This is a genomic window from Donghicola tyrosinivorans, from assembly GCF_003003355.1.
Classification (GTDB): domain Bacteria; phylum Pseudomonadota; class Alphaproteobacteria; order Rhodobacterales; family Rhodobacteraceae; genus Donghicola; species Donghicola tyrosinivorans.
In genome coordinates this window covers 34,174-51,451 of the sequence record NZ_PVTQ01000014.1, presented here as the reverse complement: position 1 = coordinate 51,451, position 17,278 = coordinate 34,174, and the positions used below count along the sequence as shown (strand labels likewise).

The window sequence follows — 17,278 nt, the reverse complement described above, 5'->3', positions numbered from 1 at the left end:
ACCCTCTGGAACTCGGTCCCGTTCAGCTCAAAAATCGCGCCACATATCTGCATGGTCCGTAGTATTTGTGAAATTTACGAACTGCGGCTCGTTTTTGGGCAAACCTGTTTCCATCCGACCGCTACGTCGAAATTCAAGAGCAGGAGCTTTCGAAATTTGTGTTTCGCGCAATTTGAACTGAGCAACAATTTCACTGAGCGATGCAGCTTCGGTTTTCAAAGTCATTGAAGCGGCGGTAGCTTCTTCAACCATAGCAGCGTTCTGTTGGGTCACTTGGTCCAACTGGGTTACGCCAACATTGATTTCACCCAAACCCGCCGACTGTTCGCGCGCACCGTTTGCAATTCCGCTGACATGTTGCGCAATATCACCAACACGCGCGACGATAGAATTCAGCGCATCGCCAGCGCGTCCCACAAGGCCGACTCCACGCTCGACCTGATCAGACGATCCACCGATCAATGTCTTGATTTGCTTCGCCGCATCAGAAGAGCGTTGAGCCAAAGCGCGGACTTCAGATGCGACCACAGCGAACCCTCGTCCAGCTTCACCCGCTCGGGCTGCCTCCACGCCAGCATTCAAAGCGAGAAGATTTGTCTGGAAAGCGATGTCATCGATCACACCAATAATCTGCGAAATCTCATCCGACGATTTTTTAATCTCAGACATCGCGGCCACCGCATCGCGTACCACTTGCCCGCTTTGCTCTGCGTCAGACCGCGCATCCTTAACCACCCGCTCAACCTCTGCAGCACCATCCGCGGCGGCACGCACACTGGCAGTCAGTTCATCCAAAGCTGCCGCCGTTTCTTCAAGGGTCGCAGCTTGGTTTTCAGTTCGCCTGGAAAGATCATCCGATGATCCGCTGATTTCATCCGCACGGGTTCTAATTTCATCCGCATTCTCAATCACAGAATGCATGATCTTGTGCAGATTGCCGACCGTCGCATTGAAGTCTGATCTAAGCTGTTCATACTCCGGCAAAAATGGTTCGCTCAGGTCTTGACCCAGATCGCCTTCAGACAACCGACGAAGACCTTCACTTAGTTCCTGGACGACACGCTGCTGCTCATCTTGGAGTTTTGCTTTCTGCGCTTGTTCGTCTGCATTGGCTTTAAGTTCGGTTTGGAAGTCTGAAAGTAGTCGCGAAATTCCCCCAAGCTCATCTCCTCGTGCGGTGTTTGCAATCTCGTGAGAGAAATCACCATCTGCCACCGAGCGCATATCGGAAACATATTGATTTAGAGGCTTTACAATCGAGCGTGCAATCAACCACCCCACAGCAACAGCGACCAACCCACCCAGAATCATGAAAGCAACTGCCATCCAGCGAAAACGAACCAGACCTGACAATAGATGGTCTCGATCAATCTCAGATACAACGAACCATTCAATTCCGAAAACCTCGGTCGCCTCTAGTCCTTTGACAACGCGTGTCCCTTCAACACCCTCCACATCCATATGCAGCAGGACCTTGTTTTCTGTAGCGTCACCTAGGTCAAATGAAGTCTTAATTAGGTCAAGGAAAGAAAAATGCCCTTCCAAGAACGACCTACTCTTTGAGTCATCACCAACTATGTATAAGTGGTCATGCTCTCCAAGGCCGCTCGTATTCAGAAGTATTTCCTGCAAGCCATCAGTGGGAAGCTGAGCAGCAATCACGCCAACGAATTTTCCCGCAGGCTCAAATACGGCTTTGGCGACAAAAGCTGCAGGCTGGCCACCACTAGGCGCATAGGCAGAAAAGTCGGAAAAAACCAACTCACCACTAGCTTGAGAAGCCTCTTGGAAGACTTTTGCCAACCCAGATCCCGCCAAAGCACCTTTTACGAGACTCTGGCCAAAATCATCTTCTTTGAAAACTGTGTAGACAAGATCACCATTCTCACGGATCAGAAACAGATCGTAAAACCCAAATCCCTCATTTGCTTCTTTGAAGAATGGATGGGCAGCACGGTGCGCCTCATGATACGGCGCATTGCTTTCCACTGAAATAAGCTCATCTCGGCTTCCTGCCGGATATGGGTTTTGAGCAGTGTATTGCGATCTGATTTCGTCACGCTCCCACCCTTGATCGATTGGAAACGCCATTGAAAGACGTTGCAATGCCCGATGTGTACTTGGCGCTACTGCCAAGACATCAAGTTGCTTTTCAATCGTTTCCGACCAGCGTCTGATTGATGTCGCAGCCTCTCGCGTAATTGTTCGGGTCATCTCTTCCGCAGAGAGCCCGATTTCGCGCTTAGCCTGCAGATAGTAAGCTTCACTCGCGATCGCCAGAGTTAATACAAGAACTCCCACGATCATTAACGGAAGGCGCAAAGACAAACGAAGTGTCGTCATTTTTTTCAACATGGACAATCTCTATAACACTGATTTCTGGTTAGGCGTTCATTTCTGAGCGTTCAGCGCTCAGAAAATTTGGACATCATTTTGACAAGCTTCATCCATTTCAATTAACAGGAGGTTTTTCCGGCTGATTTCCAGCGGAAGAAAAATCTGTCCTTCCGTCAGAGAATTCTTCTCATTGGTGCAGCTCTTACAGATGAAATCGACAAATGTTGCCAACCCTTCCATCCGCTGAATGGCGAAATCAAATGTCTGTGGCAGCGAACTGCGTTGATCACTCTCTGTCGAAATCTCAATCGCACGAAGTACGTCAATTATTTCCAGTAGTTCGAGATGGCATCGCGCAACTTTCGGCTCTAGATTTTTCATTCTACACACGACCGACAACTGCTTCGATAGAAGTCTTTAAGCTGTCTGATGTGAACGGTTTGCGAACCAAGTTATTCAGACCCAATTTTCGCCCACGTTCCAAAACTTCCGGCGTTGGAGTTCCAGTCACCAACATAAAACCCATTTTTGCCGTTCCCGAATTTCGACGCAGTTTCTCAAGCAAATCTAGACCGCTCATCCCTGGCATATTGTAATCGCTGATCACCAAATGCGCTGGTGAACGGGTAAGTAACCCAAACGCCTCTTCACCCGACTTAGAAGAGAGTATATTCTTCATTCCTATTTCCTCCAAAGCCTGAAATAAAAGCCCTCGACTGACCGACATATCGTCTACGATCATAACCTTCAACTTTTCCTTTAGAGACATGTTGCCCTCATAAATTAGAATAATTTTCGATACGTTGTAATACCGTCAGAGCGCAGTCCGTATCTCTCTGGAGCGTTTATCCTTTCAGAATGACCGATATACAAAGTCGCGCCATCGCTCATCACACTAGAAAATGCACTCCAGAGTTTTTCTTGTGTCTCTCGATCAAAGTAAATTGCCACATTTCGACAGAAGATTGCATCAAAGGGGCCTCGAAAAGGCCATGACTTAACAAGGTTTAAATGTCGAAAAGCAACCATTTCTCGTAATTTCTTTGAAATCACGAAATCTCCCTCACTCTTGGGAAAGAGTCTCAATTTCAGATCATCAGATGGAAATGAGCACTCAGACGGGTGATATTTTCCCAATGCCGCAACCTGCAAAACATTCGTATCTATGTCTGTGGCGAGTATCTTCACGTCTGTTGCCGCAGCATTTGGAATGACGGCCATGATACTGCCGGCAATTGAATATGGCTCTTGCCCAGATGAACATCCAGCCGACCAAATACGAAGTCGACTTCCAGACGCAACATTCCCACTTCGCGGACCTAAGACTCTTTTTTCCAGGTCTTCGAAATGATGCGCCTCTCTGTAGAAGTGCGTGACATTAGTCGTTAATGCATTGATGAAGCTTTGCGCCTCTTCGGAGTCTTGTGAAACCCTATCGCAATACTCACGAAGGCTAGTTATTCCAAGAACCTGCTTTCTCTTTTCGACACGTGGCAAGATAGAGCTAGACTTGCTTCGATCTAATTTCAGCCCCCAATTTTTATGGGCGAGTTTTGAAATCAAATCGAAGTCGTCAAAATTCCCAACTTCGGATGTGTTTTTGGAATTCAAGAGTCTCATCCGCGTTCCGGCCCTTGAATTACCAGTTCCGTGAGATCCAATATACGTAACATCTCACCATCACCGACTGTAAGAAGACCCGTAATGTAGTTGGGTTCATTCTCTTTCATTTGTGTCGGATTTTTTCGAACCTCATCTCTTCGAATACTGAGAATTTCGGAAACGGAACCAACCAGAATACCGAAAATTCGGCTATTCACAGACGCAACAATCACAACATTCCGCGCATGACTTGGGGATGGGCCTAGACCGAGGCACAGCGATAAATCTACAATCGGGATCACCGCACCGCGTAGGTTGATCACCCCAAGCACAGAGGGAGATGCGTGGGGAAGCGAAGTAACCTCGCTCCAACGCCTAATCTCTCTGACATGAGCGATTTCTACGCAGAATGCCTGCCCACCTGATGTCAGCGACACAAATTCCACAACGTCGTCGTCGGCCCAAGCCGTTGCATTGCTCATGCGACTATTCCTTGTTCACTGAGACAGGGGCCCGATCCGGTCGAGGCAGCAAGCTGAGCGATGGCTTCGATATCCACGATCAAGGCAATCTTTCCATCGCCCAGAATTGTGGCTGCCGAAACTCCCGGGATGTTGCCGTAGTTACCCTCAAGGCTTTTGATCACGACTTGCCGTTGATCCCAGATGCCATCAACGGACAGCGCCAAAATTCCGCTACTTTCAGTTTCTACCAAAATATAGGTCGGGTCACTCTGGTGCGGCGACGCGAAACCAAGTGCCTTTCCCAGCGCGACAACCGGCACAAAGCTGCCCCTGACAAGGATAACATCCTCTTGAGGGCCGACTGACTTCACGTCTTTTCGCGCAGGGCGGATCGTTTCGACGATGCCCGAAATCGGAAGAACCATGGTCTGTTCTGCGACCGATACCACCATTCCATCCAGAACGGCCAACGTCAGCGGCAGAATGATCGAGAATGTTGTCCCACGGCCGAATTCCGTGGCGATCGTGACCCGCCCACCCATAGAGGTTATCGCTGTTTTCACCACGTCCATGCCAACGCCTCGTCCCGAAAGGTTGGTAACTTCCGCGGCAGTCGAAAACCCGGGCATGAAGAGCAAATTGTCGATTTCCTGCTCTGACAGGCGTGCATCTTCTGGAACCAGTCCCTTCCCGATTGCACTTGCCAGGATCTTTTCGCGATCTAGTCCTTTGCCATCATCGGAAATCTCGATCACCACGTGGCCGGAGCGATGAAAGGCGCTTAGTCTTACGGTACCAACCGGCGTCTTGCCGCTTTCTGCACGACCAGCAACAGTCTCGATCCCATGATCAACAGAGTTTCTGAGCATATGTGTGAGCGGATCCGCGAGGCGCTCGACTAGGGTCTTGTCGATTTCCGTGCCTTCGCCAGTCACGACGAACTCAACGTCCTTACCGGTGGCCTCAGCAGCCTCACGAACGACCCGCGCCATGCGCTGAAACAGTGGCTTGACTGGCTGTGCGCGGATTGACATCACGGCTTCCTGAATTTCGCGCGCCAGATAGCGATAATCCTCAAGGGCAGAAAGAAGTTCAGAGTTCTGCTCTAGGCCAAGACCACCGACTTTTTGGCCGATCACGGATTGGTTGATGATCAACTCGCCTACGGTATTAATCAGCCGGTCCACGCGCTCAGGATCAACCCGCAACGTCGCACGAGGTGAGGCTGGTGTTGCGTTGGCCGTTTTCGCAGGTGCAGGGGTATCAGCTGAGACAGGCCGCGATGGCTGATCTTCGACATCGGGAATGACTACGGTGTCTTCAACAAGCGACAGCTCGTACAGGCCTGCCAAAAACTGCAATGTTTGTTGGATAACGTCTTCCGTCAGATCAGAGCTTTCAATCTCCCAAACCAAGTACGATCCATCGGGGTCTAATCCGTCCAGCGACGGAACCTCTGCAAAATCGCAAGATACCTTAAGATCACCCACTGCACGGAGATGCGAGAAAATATGCAGTGGCTCATGACCATTCCGATAAAAGGTGGCATCAGGCACAAATCTCCATCGCCCACCCGATTCTGGCGTATCTAGATCAAAAGAGATGGGCTCAAACGCCATCGGGGCAAAATCAAGGGAGGGTTCGTGCAAAGGCGCTGCAGGAGCAACTCCGGCATACCCTTCAAGCGCAGACCGCACTTGCGCCAACGCGGACGGCGTTCCAGAACCTTCGTTTTGCGCGTTTTCAACCAGTTCAGCCAGCACATCCGCAGCACGTGTAATCACCCGCAGCACCTCTGCGTCAATCGCTAGCAGGCAACCTCTGATCCGATCCAGAACCGTTTCATAGACATGGGCAAAGGACACCAAATCTTCAAATCCGAAAGCGCCGCCCGCCCCTTTGATCGAATGCACCGCGCGAAAAATTGCGTTCACCAGATCATCGCCGCTTTCCCCCGCGGCCAAGCGGCCAAGGCCGTCACTTAGTGCCTCAATCAGTTCTTCGCATTCTGCAAAGAATGTCTCCAACAAGCTTTCCATACTCATGACCGACGGCGCCCCGCGACCATGCGCACGGTGTCAACCAGCGCCGCCTCATCAAAGGGCTTCACAATCCAGCCCGTTGCGCCCAACGATCTGGCGCGATCCCTGAAAGCACCCGAGCTTTCCGTGGTCAGTACCAGTACCGGAACCCGTCGGTTTTGCTTCGCGGTGCGGATCCCTTCAATCACTCCAAAACCGTCGAGGTTCGGCATATTGATGTCGGTGATCACGGTATCAAACCGGCGCGTGGGGAACTTTTCCAAACCCTCAACCCCATCACAGGCGGTCACAACCTCAATCCCCGCGTCGTTCAGTGTATGGCTGACAAGACGGCGAATGGTGAGGGAGTCATCAATCGCCAGAACACAAAGCTTGCTCATGCACTGACCTCCGCATCCAGAGGCCAAAGGCCGATCTCTTCCAGACTGCTTTGCGCATCGGGGCTGATCCCCGTCAGGCGCAGCTTCTTACCTTCTTCGGCTGCAGTTCGGATGGCAGACAAAAGGATTTGCGCGACCAGCGCAGGAATGAATCTAACCTCAGAACAATCCACAACGATTTGCGCAAAATCGGCACCACGCAATTGGGCAATCGCGGCGTTTGGATCATCACTCCATTCCTCTGGATGGAGCGGAATGACATGCGTTGTTTCGGCCAAGGCGTCCCCCTATTTCTGTCGTTGCGTCCAGAAACAGGGCTAACGGGCGGGGTCCTAACATCCGGTGAAGGCCAACAGAAAAGCCGCTAAAATCCGATATAGTCCTTTAACCAGCGGTTCAGAAAGTTGGCGGCGTACAGGCGCTAATGACCACGCAATCCTCTTTTCCGATACCGCGGAACCGGTGCGGTCGGCGGCTGTCAAAGAGATACGCATCCCCCGGCCCTAAGATCTTGCGTTGGTCGTCCACGGTCACCTCTAACCGGCCTTGCAAGACAATCCCGCCCTCTTCGCCTTCATGGCTTAACGGGACTGATCCCGTCGTCGCCCCTGGCCTGTAAGTTTCATGCAAAATCTGTAACTTACGCCCCGGAGCTCGTGCACCAACCTGCCGGTAAGATATCCCGCCTTTGCCGATCTCGCGCAGTTCTTCAGCGGCGAAAAACACCTGTTCTTCTGGCGTGGCATCAAAGGCAAAAAACTCGGCCATTCCTATGGGAAACCCCTTCAGAACACGCTTCAATGCCCCCACAGACGGATTCATCTGCCCCGATTCAATCAGAGAAATGGTCGAGTTCGTGACTCCAGCCGCCCGCGCCAGCGCGCGCTGGGACAGCCCGTGTGACAGCCGAAGTGCCCGCAATTTGGTGCCAACTTCGTTCTCTGGGTCGTCGTAAGTGTTGTCCATGTTCATGATCCGCAACAAAGCCATCCTACGACCATAAATATCAGAGACTTAATGGATTGCAAAAACAGACTATCTGCCGCGATAGAAACAGATAAGGTAATTCTCAATAGAGTATTTCCCGTCAAAGGACCCGACCGATGAACAAAGCTGCGCGGAACATCCCTCTGGATGCCTTCTGGATGCCATTCACCGCCAACCGGCAGTTCAAATCCGACCCGCGTATGCTGGTGGCCGCAAAGGGCGTTCACTACACCAGCGATGACGGGCGTGACATTCTGGACGGCACCGCTGGCCTTTGGTGCTGCAACGCTGGCCACGGCTATGAGCAGATCGCCAAAGCCGCCTACAACCAACTGATGGAGATGGACTACGCGCCCGCTTTCCAGATGGGTCATCCGATCGCGTTCGAATTCGCCGATCGTCTGCGCAATTTGGCGCCTGACGCGTTCAAACACGTGTTCTTCACCGGCTCGGGGTCTGAATCGGTTGATACCGCGCTAAAGATCGCGCTGGCCTATCACCGTGCCCGTGGCGAAGGGCAGCGTACCCGTCTGATCGGCCGCGAGCGTGGCTATCACGGGGTGGGCTTTGGCGGCATCTCGGTGGGCGGTATCCTGAACAACCGCAAGAACTTTGGCACCATGCTGACCGGTGTGGACCACCTGCCCCATACCCACCTGCCCGAGAACGCCTTCAGCAAGGGTCAGCCCGAACATGGCGCCTATCTGGCCGATGATCTGGAACGTCTGATCGCCCTGCACGGTGCGGAGACAATCGCCGCCGTCATCGTCGAGCCTGTCGCCGGATCGACCGGCGTTCTGATCCCGCCGAAGGGCTACCTGCAGCGCCTGCGCGAGATTACCAAGAAGCACGGCATCATCCTGATCTTCGACGAAGTGATCACCGGCTTCGGCCGCCTCGGCGCGCCCTTTGCCTCGCAGTTCTTTGGCGTAGAACCCGATATGTTCACCACCGCCAAGGGCATCACCAACGGCACCCTGCCCATGGGCGCAGTCTTCGCACAGGACTTCATCCATGACGCCTTCATGACCGGCCCCGAAGGCATGATCGAGCTGTTCCACGGCTACACCTACTCGGGCCACCCGGTTGCTTGCGCCGCAGGTCTGGCGACGCTGGATATTTACGAATCCGGCGGCTTGCTGACCCGCGCCGCAGAGCTTGCGCCTTACTGGGAAGAAAAGGTCCACAGCCTGCGCGAGATGCCCAACATCAAGGACATCCGCAACCTTGGCCTGATCGGTGGCGTCGAACTTGAAAGCCGCGAAGGTGAATTTGGAACAAGGGCTTATGAGGTTTTCCTCAAGTGCTTTAAGGCTGGTGCAATGGTCCGCTACACCGGTGAAACCATCGCTATGTCGCCGCCGCTGATCTTTGAGAAAGAGAACATCGACACCCTGATCGGCATTCTGGGCGACGCGATCAAATCCACCGTCTGATACGATAAAAACCGCCCCCGCAAGTCAGACTTGCGGGGGTTTTTCTTCGATTAAGGCAGGGGCAGAACCTCGACCGAGCCTTGCATCATGTGGGGCAGCAGCAGGTTCTCTCCATCCGTGCCGATATCGGCCACTCCGGCTGGAAATTCTGCCACGACCTCTGGCCCCTCCGACGTAATGCGGATCACCGTCCCTTTGACCCAGTCGCTGACAAAGATGCTATCCTGCGCCAAAGCGATGCCGTCGATGTTTCCGACGGCTTCAGCCACAACGGTGATCTTCTTGCTGTCCAAATCTACAGCCAACAGATCGCCGGGCGCTTTGGTCGTGAAATCAGCCTGCAATCCCTTGCCCCAAGACCCGACCAACAACTGCTGACCGTCGAAGGCGATGCCATTGGGATTGCTCAGATCATCTGATTTCAGCCACGGCGCAAAGACACCGCCATCAAGCCGCCAGATCGCGTTCTCTAGCAGGTCCGTCACATAGACCGCATCGCCTACAACGGTGACGTCGTTCAGAAATACCGCCCCATCGCCCGGGTAGCTTTGCACCAAGCTGCCAGCGCTAAGATCGATCACCTTCAGCGCATCCACATCCGCGACGAACAAAAGATCGCCCGAGATCGCCATCCCCTTGGGCGCATCCAATCCCGTGATCCATGATTTCTGCTGCAATTGCCCTTGCCCGTCGAGCAGCGACAGATACCCGTTGCCGTCCTTGGCATTGAACTCCCCATTCAGGCTGCTGACGATCATCCGGTCGCGGGCGCTGTCAAACACGACCGACTCGGGCCGATCAAATCCACTGGCACTCGGGTCCGCAGCTGCAACAGATGGAAGGGCAGCGACAGCGGTCATAAGAAAGAAACGAAGCATCGTTGAAGTCTCCTGTAAATTGGATGACCTCTTGTGAGGTTTATGATACTATCTTGGCAAATTTCCTGATTTAGGTATCAATTTTCGATACCAAACTCCTGTTCCAAGGATCATCACGCAAAGGAACCCCCATGCGCGGCGACATGTTCAAGATTCTCCAAGACGCTCTGCGGGCGCGCGGAATGACCTATGCCGATCTTGGTGCAGCAATGGATCTGTCTGAACCGACGATCAAACGCATCTTTGCCACGCGTGACGTGAAGCTCAGCCGTTTGATCCAGATCTGCGACGTTCTGGGCGTGCCTTTGGCCGATGTAACCGACGCTGCCGGCCGTGAACGCCCCACCGCCACCCGCCTGCCCACTGCGACAGAGGCTGGCTTGGCCAGTGACCCCACTCTGTTCTATTTCTACATCCTGCTGCGCGACTTGCGGGCGCAGGACTATATCGCCCGCATCTTCGGCCTAACAGACGATCAAGTGTTCCGCATCGGCATGGCGCTAGAACGTCTTGGATTAGCGCAGGTCGAATCCGGCGGGCGCATTCAGTTACTCAGTCATGCGCCCGTGCAGTTTCGCCACGATGGACCGCTGATGCCGCTGCTCAAGCAGGTAAACCTGCGCTTCATTGCCCATTCCCTTAGCGCACCACCGGATGACACCAACCTTTTCTTCACGGTCTCCCGCCGGATGCGCCCCGAAACCGCCAAGCTGATCCGTAAAGACATCGAAGAACTGACCCGCAAGATCGCCGAACTGGCCCGGCAGGACCAGTTGATGACACAAGAAGAAGATTTGCAGACCTACAAGGTCTCAGGAACTTGGGCGGCTGTGGACTTTGCCGCGCTGTTTCCCCGTCCCGAGCCGGAGAAACCCGCGCTGGAAACCCTGTCTCTGACCCGATAGGAAGGCGCTGCAATCGGGCCGACGAAGGTACACCAGATGACGACCATTCCCCATATCGATGCAGCCAAACTACGTGCTCGCGATCCCGAAACGCTGGCGCAACTGCGGATCGCTGCGCAGGATGTGGGGTTTATGACCTTGGAAAACAGCGCTATTCCCGCCGAAAAGGTCTTGCGCGTGATTGACGCATACCGCCGGTTCTTTCACCTGCCCGAGGCCGATAGAGCCCGTGTAGACATGGCACGGACCGGGTCAAACCGCGGCTGGGGCGCGCCCTTTTCCGAGCATGTCGATCCTGATGCGAACCCCGACTACAAGCAGGTGTTCGACTGCGGGTTCGAGCTGCCCGCGAACGACCCGCTGGCCGCCCATCCCTTTTACGCGCCGAACATCTGGCCCGAGGCTCCGGCTGATTTCCGCGCGTTGATCGAAGATTACGCCACATCCGCGATGCAGGTCGCGCTGGAGACCCTGCAAGGGATTTTGGCTGCGATCGGACAAGACCCGCATCAGTTCGACCAGAGTTTTGCCAAGCCTATGGCGCTGCTCCGCGGGAACTATTATCCCAGTCGGCCCGCCAATGCGGGTGCGAAGGATTTCGGGATCGCGCCACACACGGATTACGGCTGCATCACGTTGCTGGCGACTGACGGCGTTTCGGGCCTAGAGGTTCTGGCGCGGGACGGCAAATGGATCACCGTGGACGCCAAACCCGGAAGCTTTGTCATTAACTTTGGCGAGATGCTTGAAACTTGGACCAACGGCGCGATCCGCGCCACGTTGCATCGGGTCATCGGATCGCAAGAGAAGCGCATCTCAGTTCCGCTGTTCTTCAATCCGGCCTTCGACACCAATGTTGCGCCTCTGGGATCGGACGAGGTGCAGTTGGCCGGTGAGCACCTATCCAAGCGTTACAATGAGACCTACGTTCATCTCAAGAAGCCAGCCTAACCCACTGCTTCATTGAAGAGTTTCGCATCTCAACCCAGCGCTCTATCATAGGACCGCCCCTGAAGCGCTGCGCATAATATACCGACGCTTTGACGGATGCGAAGGAGCGCTCCACCCAAAACGCCCACGGTGACGATGAGCTAAAGAAGTGGCCCCCCGGCCTTTTCACATCCCATTTCGCCCAGAATGCAACCTACTGCCAAGTCATTGATACCTGACGTCATGGGCGAAGCCGGCAGAAACATTCAGAACCGCCTCATCGATTTGACCCAATGAGGACTGTTATGAAACACCTACTTCTTCCCCTCTGCTTCGCCGTTGCTGCGCCCTTGATCTCGGCCTGCTCGACCCCCGGTGCCGATTATGAGCCGATCATCGACGGCCCCCGAAACATCAACTTTCAAAGCGATCTGAGCGCCTGCCAACATCTGGCCGCCAGCCAGAAGCAGTTGCAACACGAGGGCCGCGCAATGACCGCTCTGGGCGCTGGCGCAGGTGCGCTGCTTGGGTCTGTCGAAGAGGACAGCGACGCTGGTGACGTCGTGGGCGGCGCACTGGTGGGCGCGGCGGCAGGAGGCTTTGCCGCGATGAACGAACACGGCGAAAAACGCGAAGAGATCATCCAGAACTGCATGAAAGGACGCGGTCATGCGGTCGTCGGATAAAACCCACGCCCGCTCTGTGGCCGCCGCTTCGGCGGCCCTTTGCGGCGCCACATATATCTTTGGGATCGCGATGCTGCTTGGGCCTCTGGCGGATGCGCCCCTGTCCCAATCGGGCAGCGATCCGAAAGAAACCTTGGCAATGATCACTCAAAACGCAGGCCTTCTGCGCCTGTGGTATCTGGTGATCTACATGGTCAATGGACTTGCATTGGCGGCTTTGGTCGTCAGCCTTCGCGGCCTGTCCCCGCGCACGCTCGGAACCAGCGTTCTGGGCGCATACGGGCTGATCTGGGCTGCCTTTGTAATCGCTGCCGGTGCCATCGCGAATGTCGGCCTGCAATCGGCACAGTTGGCCATCTCTCATGATGCCATAGAACGAGCCGCCGATCTGTGGGTCACCACCCAACTGATGGAAAACGCCATTGGTGGCGGGAACGAGATTATGGGCGCAGTCTGGATTTCCGGCATGGCGATTACCCTGCCATTTGGCGGTGTCTTGTTCCGCGCATTTGGCCTCAGCGTCGGGGTCTGCGGGCTGATGACACTGGTGCCCTTCACACAAGATTTTGCGGGTATGACCTTTGGCCTCGGCGCGATCTTGTGGTTCGCGGCCTGTAGCGTGACGCTTTTGCGCAACCGAACACCGGTTCCGTGCTTGACCTGAACCGCCCGTCCGCGCACTCTGACCCCAGCACTGGTTGCCATGGGCCGAAAGGCCCGCGGCATGAAAAGGGAACGCGGTGAAATTCCGCGACTGCCCCCGCAACTGTAAGCGGCGAGTATCCCGGCAAAACCACTGATCCTTAGGGATCGGGAAGGGCCGGAGACCACGTTGACCCGCAAGTCAGGAGACCTGCCAGCGCTTGACGGAAACCCGGGCGGGGTGCCAACGGGGTATGACCAGCGCAAGCGATCTCATACGCAATGCCCCTGCCCTTTAGTGCGCGGAGGGCGCGATATGGAACTGAACAGAATTTTCCTGAACCTGCGGGTCAGCCAATTGGCTGGCGAGGCCGCCCATGCGGCGGCACGGGCCGGCTTTTTACGGTGGAGTCTGTCCCTACCTGACGATTCAGATGTGCGCTCAGAAGCGCGGCTGGCCATCGCTTGGATCGAGAGTCAGATCGGCTCGACTCCGGCGTCGCGGGCGTTTGAGGGGTATTTGCAACAAGCGGCAACACCTATCACCATGACCCCGCGCAGACGCGCCAGATCCCGCCATAGGGCCCGTTTGCACTAAGCAACAAAGGGTCAAAGGTGACTCTGGCCGAGACATTTAGTCACAAAATTCGGCCCCAAACTTTTCAAAAGTTGCGACCACGCGTCGCATTGGGGTTGAACATTAGTCCTATGGAGCCACCGCTAACGCAAAAGTCTATTCACATGCATCATAATGATTTTATTCATAAATTTACAGTTTTCCCCATAAAAATTTACCACAAAATCGTTAGCCAATAAACAAATTTACAAAATTATTGTTCTGGCATAGGGGCTTATTTCTTTGTTTTCTAACTCTGCTATTCTCTCGCACAGGGAGAGATGGCAGCATATTCTGTGGCAGCCATTCGCCCCCGGGGTTCCGGGGGATAAACACTTCGACAGAGGGAGGAGCCTTATGTCTACTCAAGCGCCAACCGAAGCAGCGACCCCGATTTATCCGGTCCCTGCGGATTTCGCCAAAACTGCACATATTGATAGTGCAAAGTACCAAGAGATGTACGCCGCCTCGATGAACGATCCGGAAGCTTTCTGGGCCGAGCATGGCAAGCGCATCGACTGGATCAAGCCGTTCACTCAAGTCAAGGACGTGAACTACAACTTTGGCGAAGTCAGCATTAAATGGTTCCACGACGGCACCCTGAACGTCGCCTACAACTGTATTGACCGTCACCTCGCCACCCGTGGCGATCAGACCGCGATCATCTTTGAACCCGATAATCCGGAAGATGAAGCGCAGCACATCACCTACAACATGCTGCACGACAAAGTCTGCCGCATGGCCAACGTTCTGCGCAGCCAGGGCGTGACCAAAGGTGACCGTGTCATCATCTATCTGCCGATGATCCCCGAAGCTGCCTATGCCATGCTGGCATGTGCGCGCATCGGTGCCATCCACTCGATCGTATTCGCCGGCTTCTCTCCCGATGCGCTGGCAAACCGCGTCAACGACTGCGGCGCCAAAGTGATCATCACCGCGGACGAGGCTCCTCGCGGTGGCCGTATCACCCCGCTGAAGTCGAACGCCGATGCGGCCCTGCTGCACTGCTCGGACAAGGTGCGCTGCCTTGTTGTCAAGCACACCGGCGGTCAGACCACTTGGGTTGACGGTCGCGATATCGACGTCAACGCAATGATGGAACACGCAGCCCCCGAGTGCCCCGTTGAGGAAGTGAACGCCGAAGATCCGCTGTTCATCCTTTACACCTCGGGTTCGACCGGCAAGCCCAAGGGCGTTGTCCACTGCTCGGGTGGTTATCTGGTGTATGCCGCGATGACCCAGGAACTGGTGTTCGACTACCACGAAGGTGACATCTACTGGTGTACCGCTGACGTGGGTTGGGTCACCGGCCACAGCTACATCGTCTACGGCCCGCTGGCGAACGGCGCGACCTCGGTGATGTTCGAAGGCGTTCCCACCTACCCCGATGCTGGCCGTTTCTGGGCCGTGTGCGAAAAGCACAAGGTAAACCAGTTCTACACTGCCCCCACCGCAATCCGCGCTCTGATGGGCAAAGGCACCGAGTTCGTCGAAAAGTACGACCTGTCGTCGATCAAGGTTCTGGGTACCGTGGGCGAGCCCATCAACCCCGAAGCTTGGAACTGGTACAACGACGTTGTCGGCAAAGGCAAAGCGCCCATCGTTGACACCTGGTGGCAGACCGAAACCGGCGGTCATCTGCTGACCCCGCTGCCTGGCGCAACCGCGCTGAAGCCCGGCTCGGCCACCACGCCCTTCTTTGGTGTGAAGCCCGTTGTTCTGGACCCCACCTCGGGCGAAGAACTGACCGGCGCGACCGAAGGCGTTCTGTGCATCGGTGACAGCTGGCCCGGCCAGATGCGTACCGTCTGGGGCGACCACGAGCGTTTCCAGGAAACCTACTTCCAGCAGTACAAAGGCTACTACTTCACCGGTGACGGCTGCCGTCGCGATGAAGATGGCTACTACTGGATCACCGGCCGCGTGGATGACGTGATCAACGTATCGGGTCACCGCATGGGCACCGCCGAAGTCGAAAGCGCACTGGTGGCACACGCCAAAGTCGCCGAGGCCGCAGTGGTTGGCTACCCGCACGAGATCAAGGGTCAGGGCATCTACGCCTATGTCACTCTGATGAACGGCGTCGAGCCCACCGAGGAGCTGCGCAAAGAGCTGGAGAAATGGGTCCGCACCGAGATCGGTCCGATCGCGAAGCCCGACCTGATCCAGTGGGCGCCCAACCTGCCCAAGACCCGTTCGGGCAAGATCATGCGCCGCATCCTGCGCAAGATCGCCGAGAACGACTTTGGCGCACTGGGTGACACCTCGACCCTGGCCGAACCCGGCTGCGTTGATGAGCTGATCGAAAACCGGATGAACCGGGGCTAAGGGTAATGGACGGAGCAACAACCATGACCACACCCGCAGTTCTGATCCTGCTTGGCCCCCCTGGGGCCGGCAAAGGCACTCAGGCCCGTCGTCTCGAAGAGAAGTTCGGCCTGGTACAACTGTCGACCGGTGACATGCTGCGTGCAGCTGTTGCGGCTGGAACCAATGCGGGCAAAGCGGCCAAGGCCGTGATGGACGCAGGCGAGCTGGTCAGCGACGAGATCGTCATCAACATTCTGCGCGATCGCCTGAAAGAAGACGATGTCGCCAAAGGCGCCATCCTTGACGGCTTCCCGCGCACCACTGTTCAGGCCGAAGCCCTTGACGGGCTGCTGGCTGAAAACGGTCAGTCGGTCAATGCGGCCATCTCGATGGAAGTCGACGATGCCGCAATGGTCGAGCGTATTTCTGGCCGTTACACCTGCGCCGGTTGCGGCGAAGGATATCATGACAGCTTCAAGCAGCCCGCTGCTGAAGGTGTATGTGACAACTGCGGCGGCACGGACTTCAACCGTCGTGCCGACGACAACGCAGAAACTGTGGGAGCCCGCCTCGAGGCGTACCACGCACAGACCGCCCCGCTGATCGCTTTTTACGATGAAAAGGGGCAACTTAGCCGTGTGGACGCCATGGGCGAAATCGACGCGATCACCGCGAAGATGACTGCTCTGGTCGAGACGGCAATCGGCTAAGGGGAAGCCACTTCGGCTGGGGCGACGGAGGAATCGCCCCGGCACCTACGAAGACCAAAGCTTTTTGGAACAAGGGGAGGATTGCCTATGGCAAGCCAACAGGACAGCTCGGCCTACTGGTCGAAAAACATTAGTATCATTAAGGGGTGCCTGATCGTCTGGTTCGTCGCATCGTTCGGCATGGCGATCCTGCTGCGTCCGCTGCTTTCGGGCATCGGTGTCGGCGGTACGGACCTGGGTTTCTGGTTCGCGCAACAGGGAAGCATCATCGTCTTCCTTATTCTCATTTTCTTCTATGCCTGGCGCATGAACAAGCTCGATGCCGAATACGGCGTTGATGAAGAATAAGCCGT

At 55.3% G+C, this 17,278-nt stretch carries 19 protein-coding genes and 1 riboswitch; of the genes, 9 read left to right on the top strand and 10 right to left on the bottom strand.

Annotated elements, in window-relative coordinates; genetic code table 11:
* Positions 1–27: 27 nt before the first annotated feature.
* From CLV74_RS17135 to CLV74_RS17095, 9 genes are all read right to left on the bottom strand, one after another.
* The gene (locus tag CLV74_RS17135) at positions 28–2,355 is read right to left on the bottom strand and encodes a methyl-accepting chemotaxis protein (protein WP_106267207.1); all 2,328 of its coding nucleotides are present in this window, start codon (positions 2,353–2,355) and stop codon (positions 28–30) included.
* Between the two features lie 57 nt (positions 2,356–2,412).
* Complete coding sequence (locus CLV74_RS17130) at positions 2,413–2,718, bottom strand: hypothetical protein (RefSeq protein WP_106267205.1); 306 nt, start codon at positions 2,716–2,718, stop codon at positions 2,413–2,415.
* A 1-nt stretch (position 2,719) separates the two neighbouring features.
* A complete protein-coding gene (locus CLV74_RS17125; protein WP_106267202.1) occupies positions 2,720–3,106 on the bottom strand; it encodes a response regulator in 387 nt (128 codons plus the stop codon).
* A 14-nt stretch (positions 3,107–3,120) separates the two neighbouring features.
* The gene (locus CLV74_RS17120; RefSeq protein WP_170108090.1) at positions 3,121–3,948 is read right to left on the bottom strand and encodes a CheR family methyltransferase; all 828 of its coding nucleotides are present in this window, start codon (positions 3,946–3,948) and stop codon (positions 3,121–3,123) included.
* Between the two features lie 5 nt (positions 3,949–3,953).
* Positions 3,954–4,421, bottom strand: a complete 468-nt coding sequence (locus tag CLV74_RS17115) for a chemotaxis protein CheW (protein WP_106267196.1) — start codon at positions 4,419–4,421, stop codon at positions 3,954–3,956.
* Entirely contained in the window at positions 4,418–6,448 is a 2,031-nt protein-coding gene (locus CLV74_RS17110) for a chemotaxis protein CheA (protein WP_106267194.1), read from the bottom strand. Before CLV74_RS17110 ends, CLV74_RS17115 begins: the two co-directional genes overlap by 4 nt.
* On the bottom strand, positions 6,445–6,825 hold the full coding sequence (locus tag CLV74_RS17105) for a response regulator (RefSeq protein WP_106267191.1): 381 nt from the start codon (positions 6,823–6,825) through the stop codon (positions 6,445–6,447). The genes CLV74_RS17110 and CLV74_RS17105 overlap by 4 nt, the downstream gene beginning before the upstream one ends.
* On the bottom strand, positions 6,822–7,103 hold the full coding sequence (locus tag CLV74_RS17100; protein WP_106267189.1) for an STAS domain-containing protein: 282 nt from the start codon (positions 7,101–7,103) through the stop codon (positions 6,822–6,824). Before CLV74_RS17100 ends, CLV74_RS17105 begins: the two co-directional genes overlap by 4 nt.
* Before the next feature lie 118 nt (positions 7,104–7,221).
* Positions 7,222–7,791, bottom strand: a complete 570-nt coding sequence (locus CLV74_RS17095; protein WP_106267187.1) for a cupin domain-containing protein — start codon at positions 7,789–7,791, stop codon at positions 7,222–7,224.
* A gap of 137 nt (positions 7,792–7,928) precedes the next feature.
* Here CLV74_RS17095 and aptA point away from each other — a divergent pair, with 137 nt between their 5' ends.
* Positions 7,929–9,248 (top strand): omega-aminotransferase AptA, encoded by a 1,320-nt coding sequence (gene aptA / locus CLV74_RS17090; protein ID WP_106267185.1) that lies wholly within the window; start codon positions 7,929–7,931, stop codon positions 9,246–9,248.
* A gap of 50 nt (positions 9,249–9,298) precedes the next feature.
* On the opposite strand, the gene CLV74_RS17085 is transcribed toward aptA, so the two are convergent.
* The gene (locus CLV74_RS17085; protein WP_106267183.1) at positions 9,299–10,126 is read right to left on the bottom strand and encodes an SMP-30/gluconolactonase/LRE family protein; all 828 of its coding nucleotides are present in this window, start codon (positions 10,124–10,126) and stop codon (positions 9,299–9,301) included.
* 143 nt (positions 10,127–10,269) lie between these two features.
* Between CLV74_RS17085 and CLV74_RS17080 the strand changes: the two genes are divergently transcribed.
* From CLV74_RS17080 to CLV74_RS17045, 8 genes are all read left to right on the top strand, one after another.
* The gene (locus tag CLV74_RS17080; protein ID WP_170108089.1) at positions 10,270–11,031 is read left to right on the top strand and encodes a helix-turn-helix domain-containing protein; all 762 of its coding nucleotides are present in this window, start codon (positions 10,270–10,272) and stop codon (positions 11,029–11,031) included.
* A gap of 36 nt (positions 11,032–11,067) precedes the next feature.
* On the top strand, positions 11,068–11,982 hold the full coding sequence (locus CLV74_RS17075) for an isopenicillin N synthase family dioxygenase (RefSeq protein WP_106267179.1): 915 nt from the start codon (positions 11,068–11,070) through the stop codon (positions 11,980–11,982).
* 284 nt (positions 11,983–12,266) lie between these two features.
* On the top strand, positions 12,267–12,647 hold the full coding sequence (locus tag CLV74_RS17070; protein WP_106267177.1) for a glycine zipper family protein: 381 nt from the start codon (positions 12,267–12,269) through the stop codon (positions 12,645–12,647).
* Entirely contained in the window at positions 12,631–13,311 is a 681-nt protein-coding gene (locus CLV74_RS17065) for a hypothetical protein (protein WP_106267175.1), read from the top strand. The genes CLV74_RS17070 and CLV74_RS17065 overlap by 17 nt, the downstream gene beginning before the upstream one ends.
* Before the next feature lie 14 nt (positions 13,312–13,325).
* Positions 13,326–13,522: riboswitch (cobalamin riboswitch) on the top strand.
* 83 nt (positions 13,523–13,605) lie between these two features.
* Positions 13,606–13,887 carry a hypothetical protein gene (locus tag CLV74_RS17060; RefSeq protein WP_106267173.1) on the top strand — a complete coding sequence of 94 codons (282 nt, stop codon included), beginning with the start codon at positions 13,606–13,608 and terminating at the stop codon, positions 13,885–13,887.
* Positions 13,888–14,262: 375 nt separating this feature from the next.
* The gene (acs, locus tag CLV74_RS17055; RefSeq protein ID WP_106267171.1) at positions 14,263–16,233 is read left to right on the top strand and encodes an acetate--CoA ligase; all 1,971 of its coding nucleotides are present in this window, start codon (positions 14,263–14,265) and stop codon (positions 16,231–16,233) included.
* A gap of 5 nt (positions 16,234–16,238) precedes the next feature.
* Complete coding sequence (locus CLV74_RS17050; RefSeq protein WP_106267168.1) at positions 16,239–16,925, top strand: adenylate kinase; 687 nt, start codon at positions 16,239–16,241, stop codon at positions 16,923–16,925.
* A gap of 87 nt (positions 16,926–17,012) precedes the next feature.
* Complete coding sequence (locus tag CLV74_RS17045; protein ID WP_106267166.1) at positions 17,013–17,273, top strand: DUF4212 domain-containing protein; 261 nt, start codon at positions 17,013–17,015, stop codon at positions 17,271–17,273.
* The last annotated feature ends 5 nt before the right edge of the window (positions 17,274–17,278 follow it).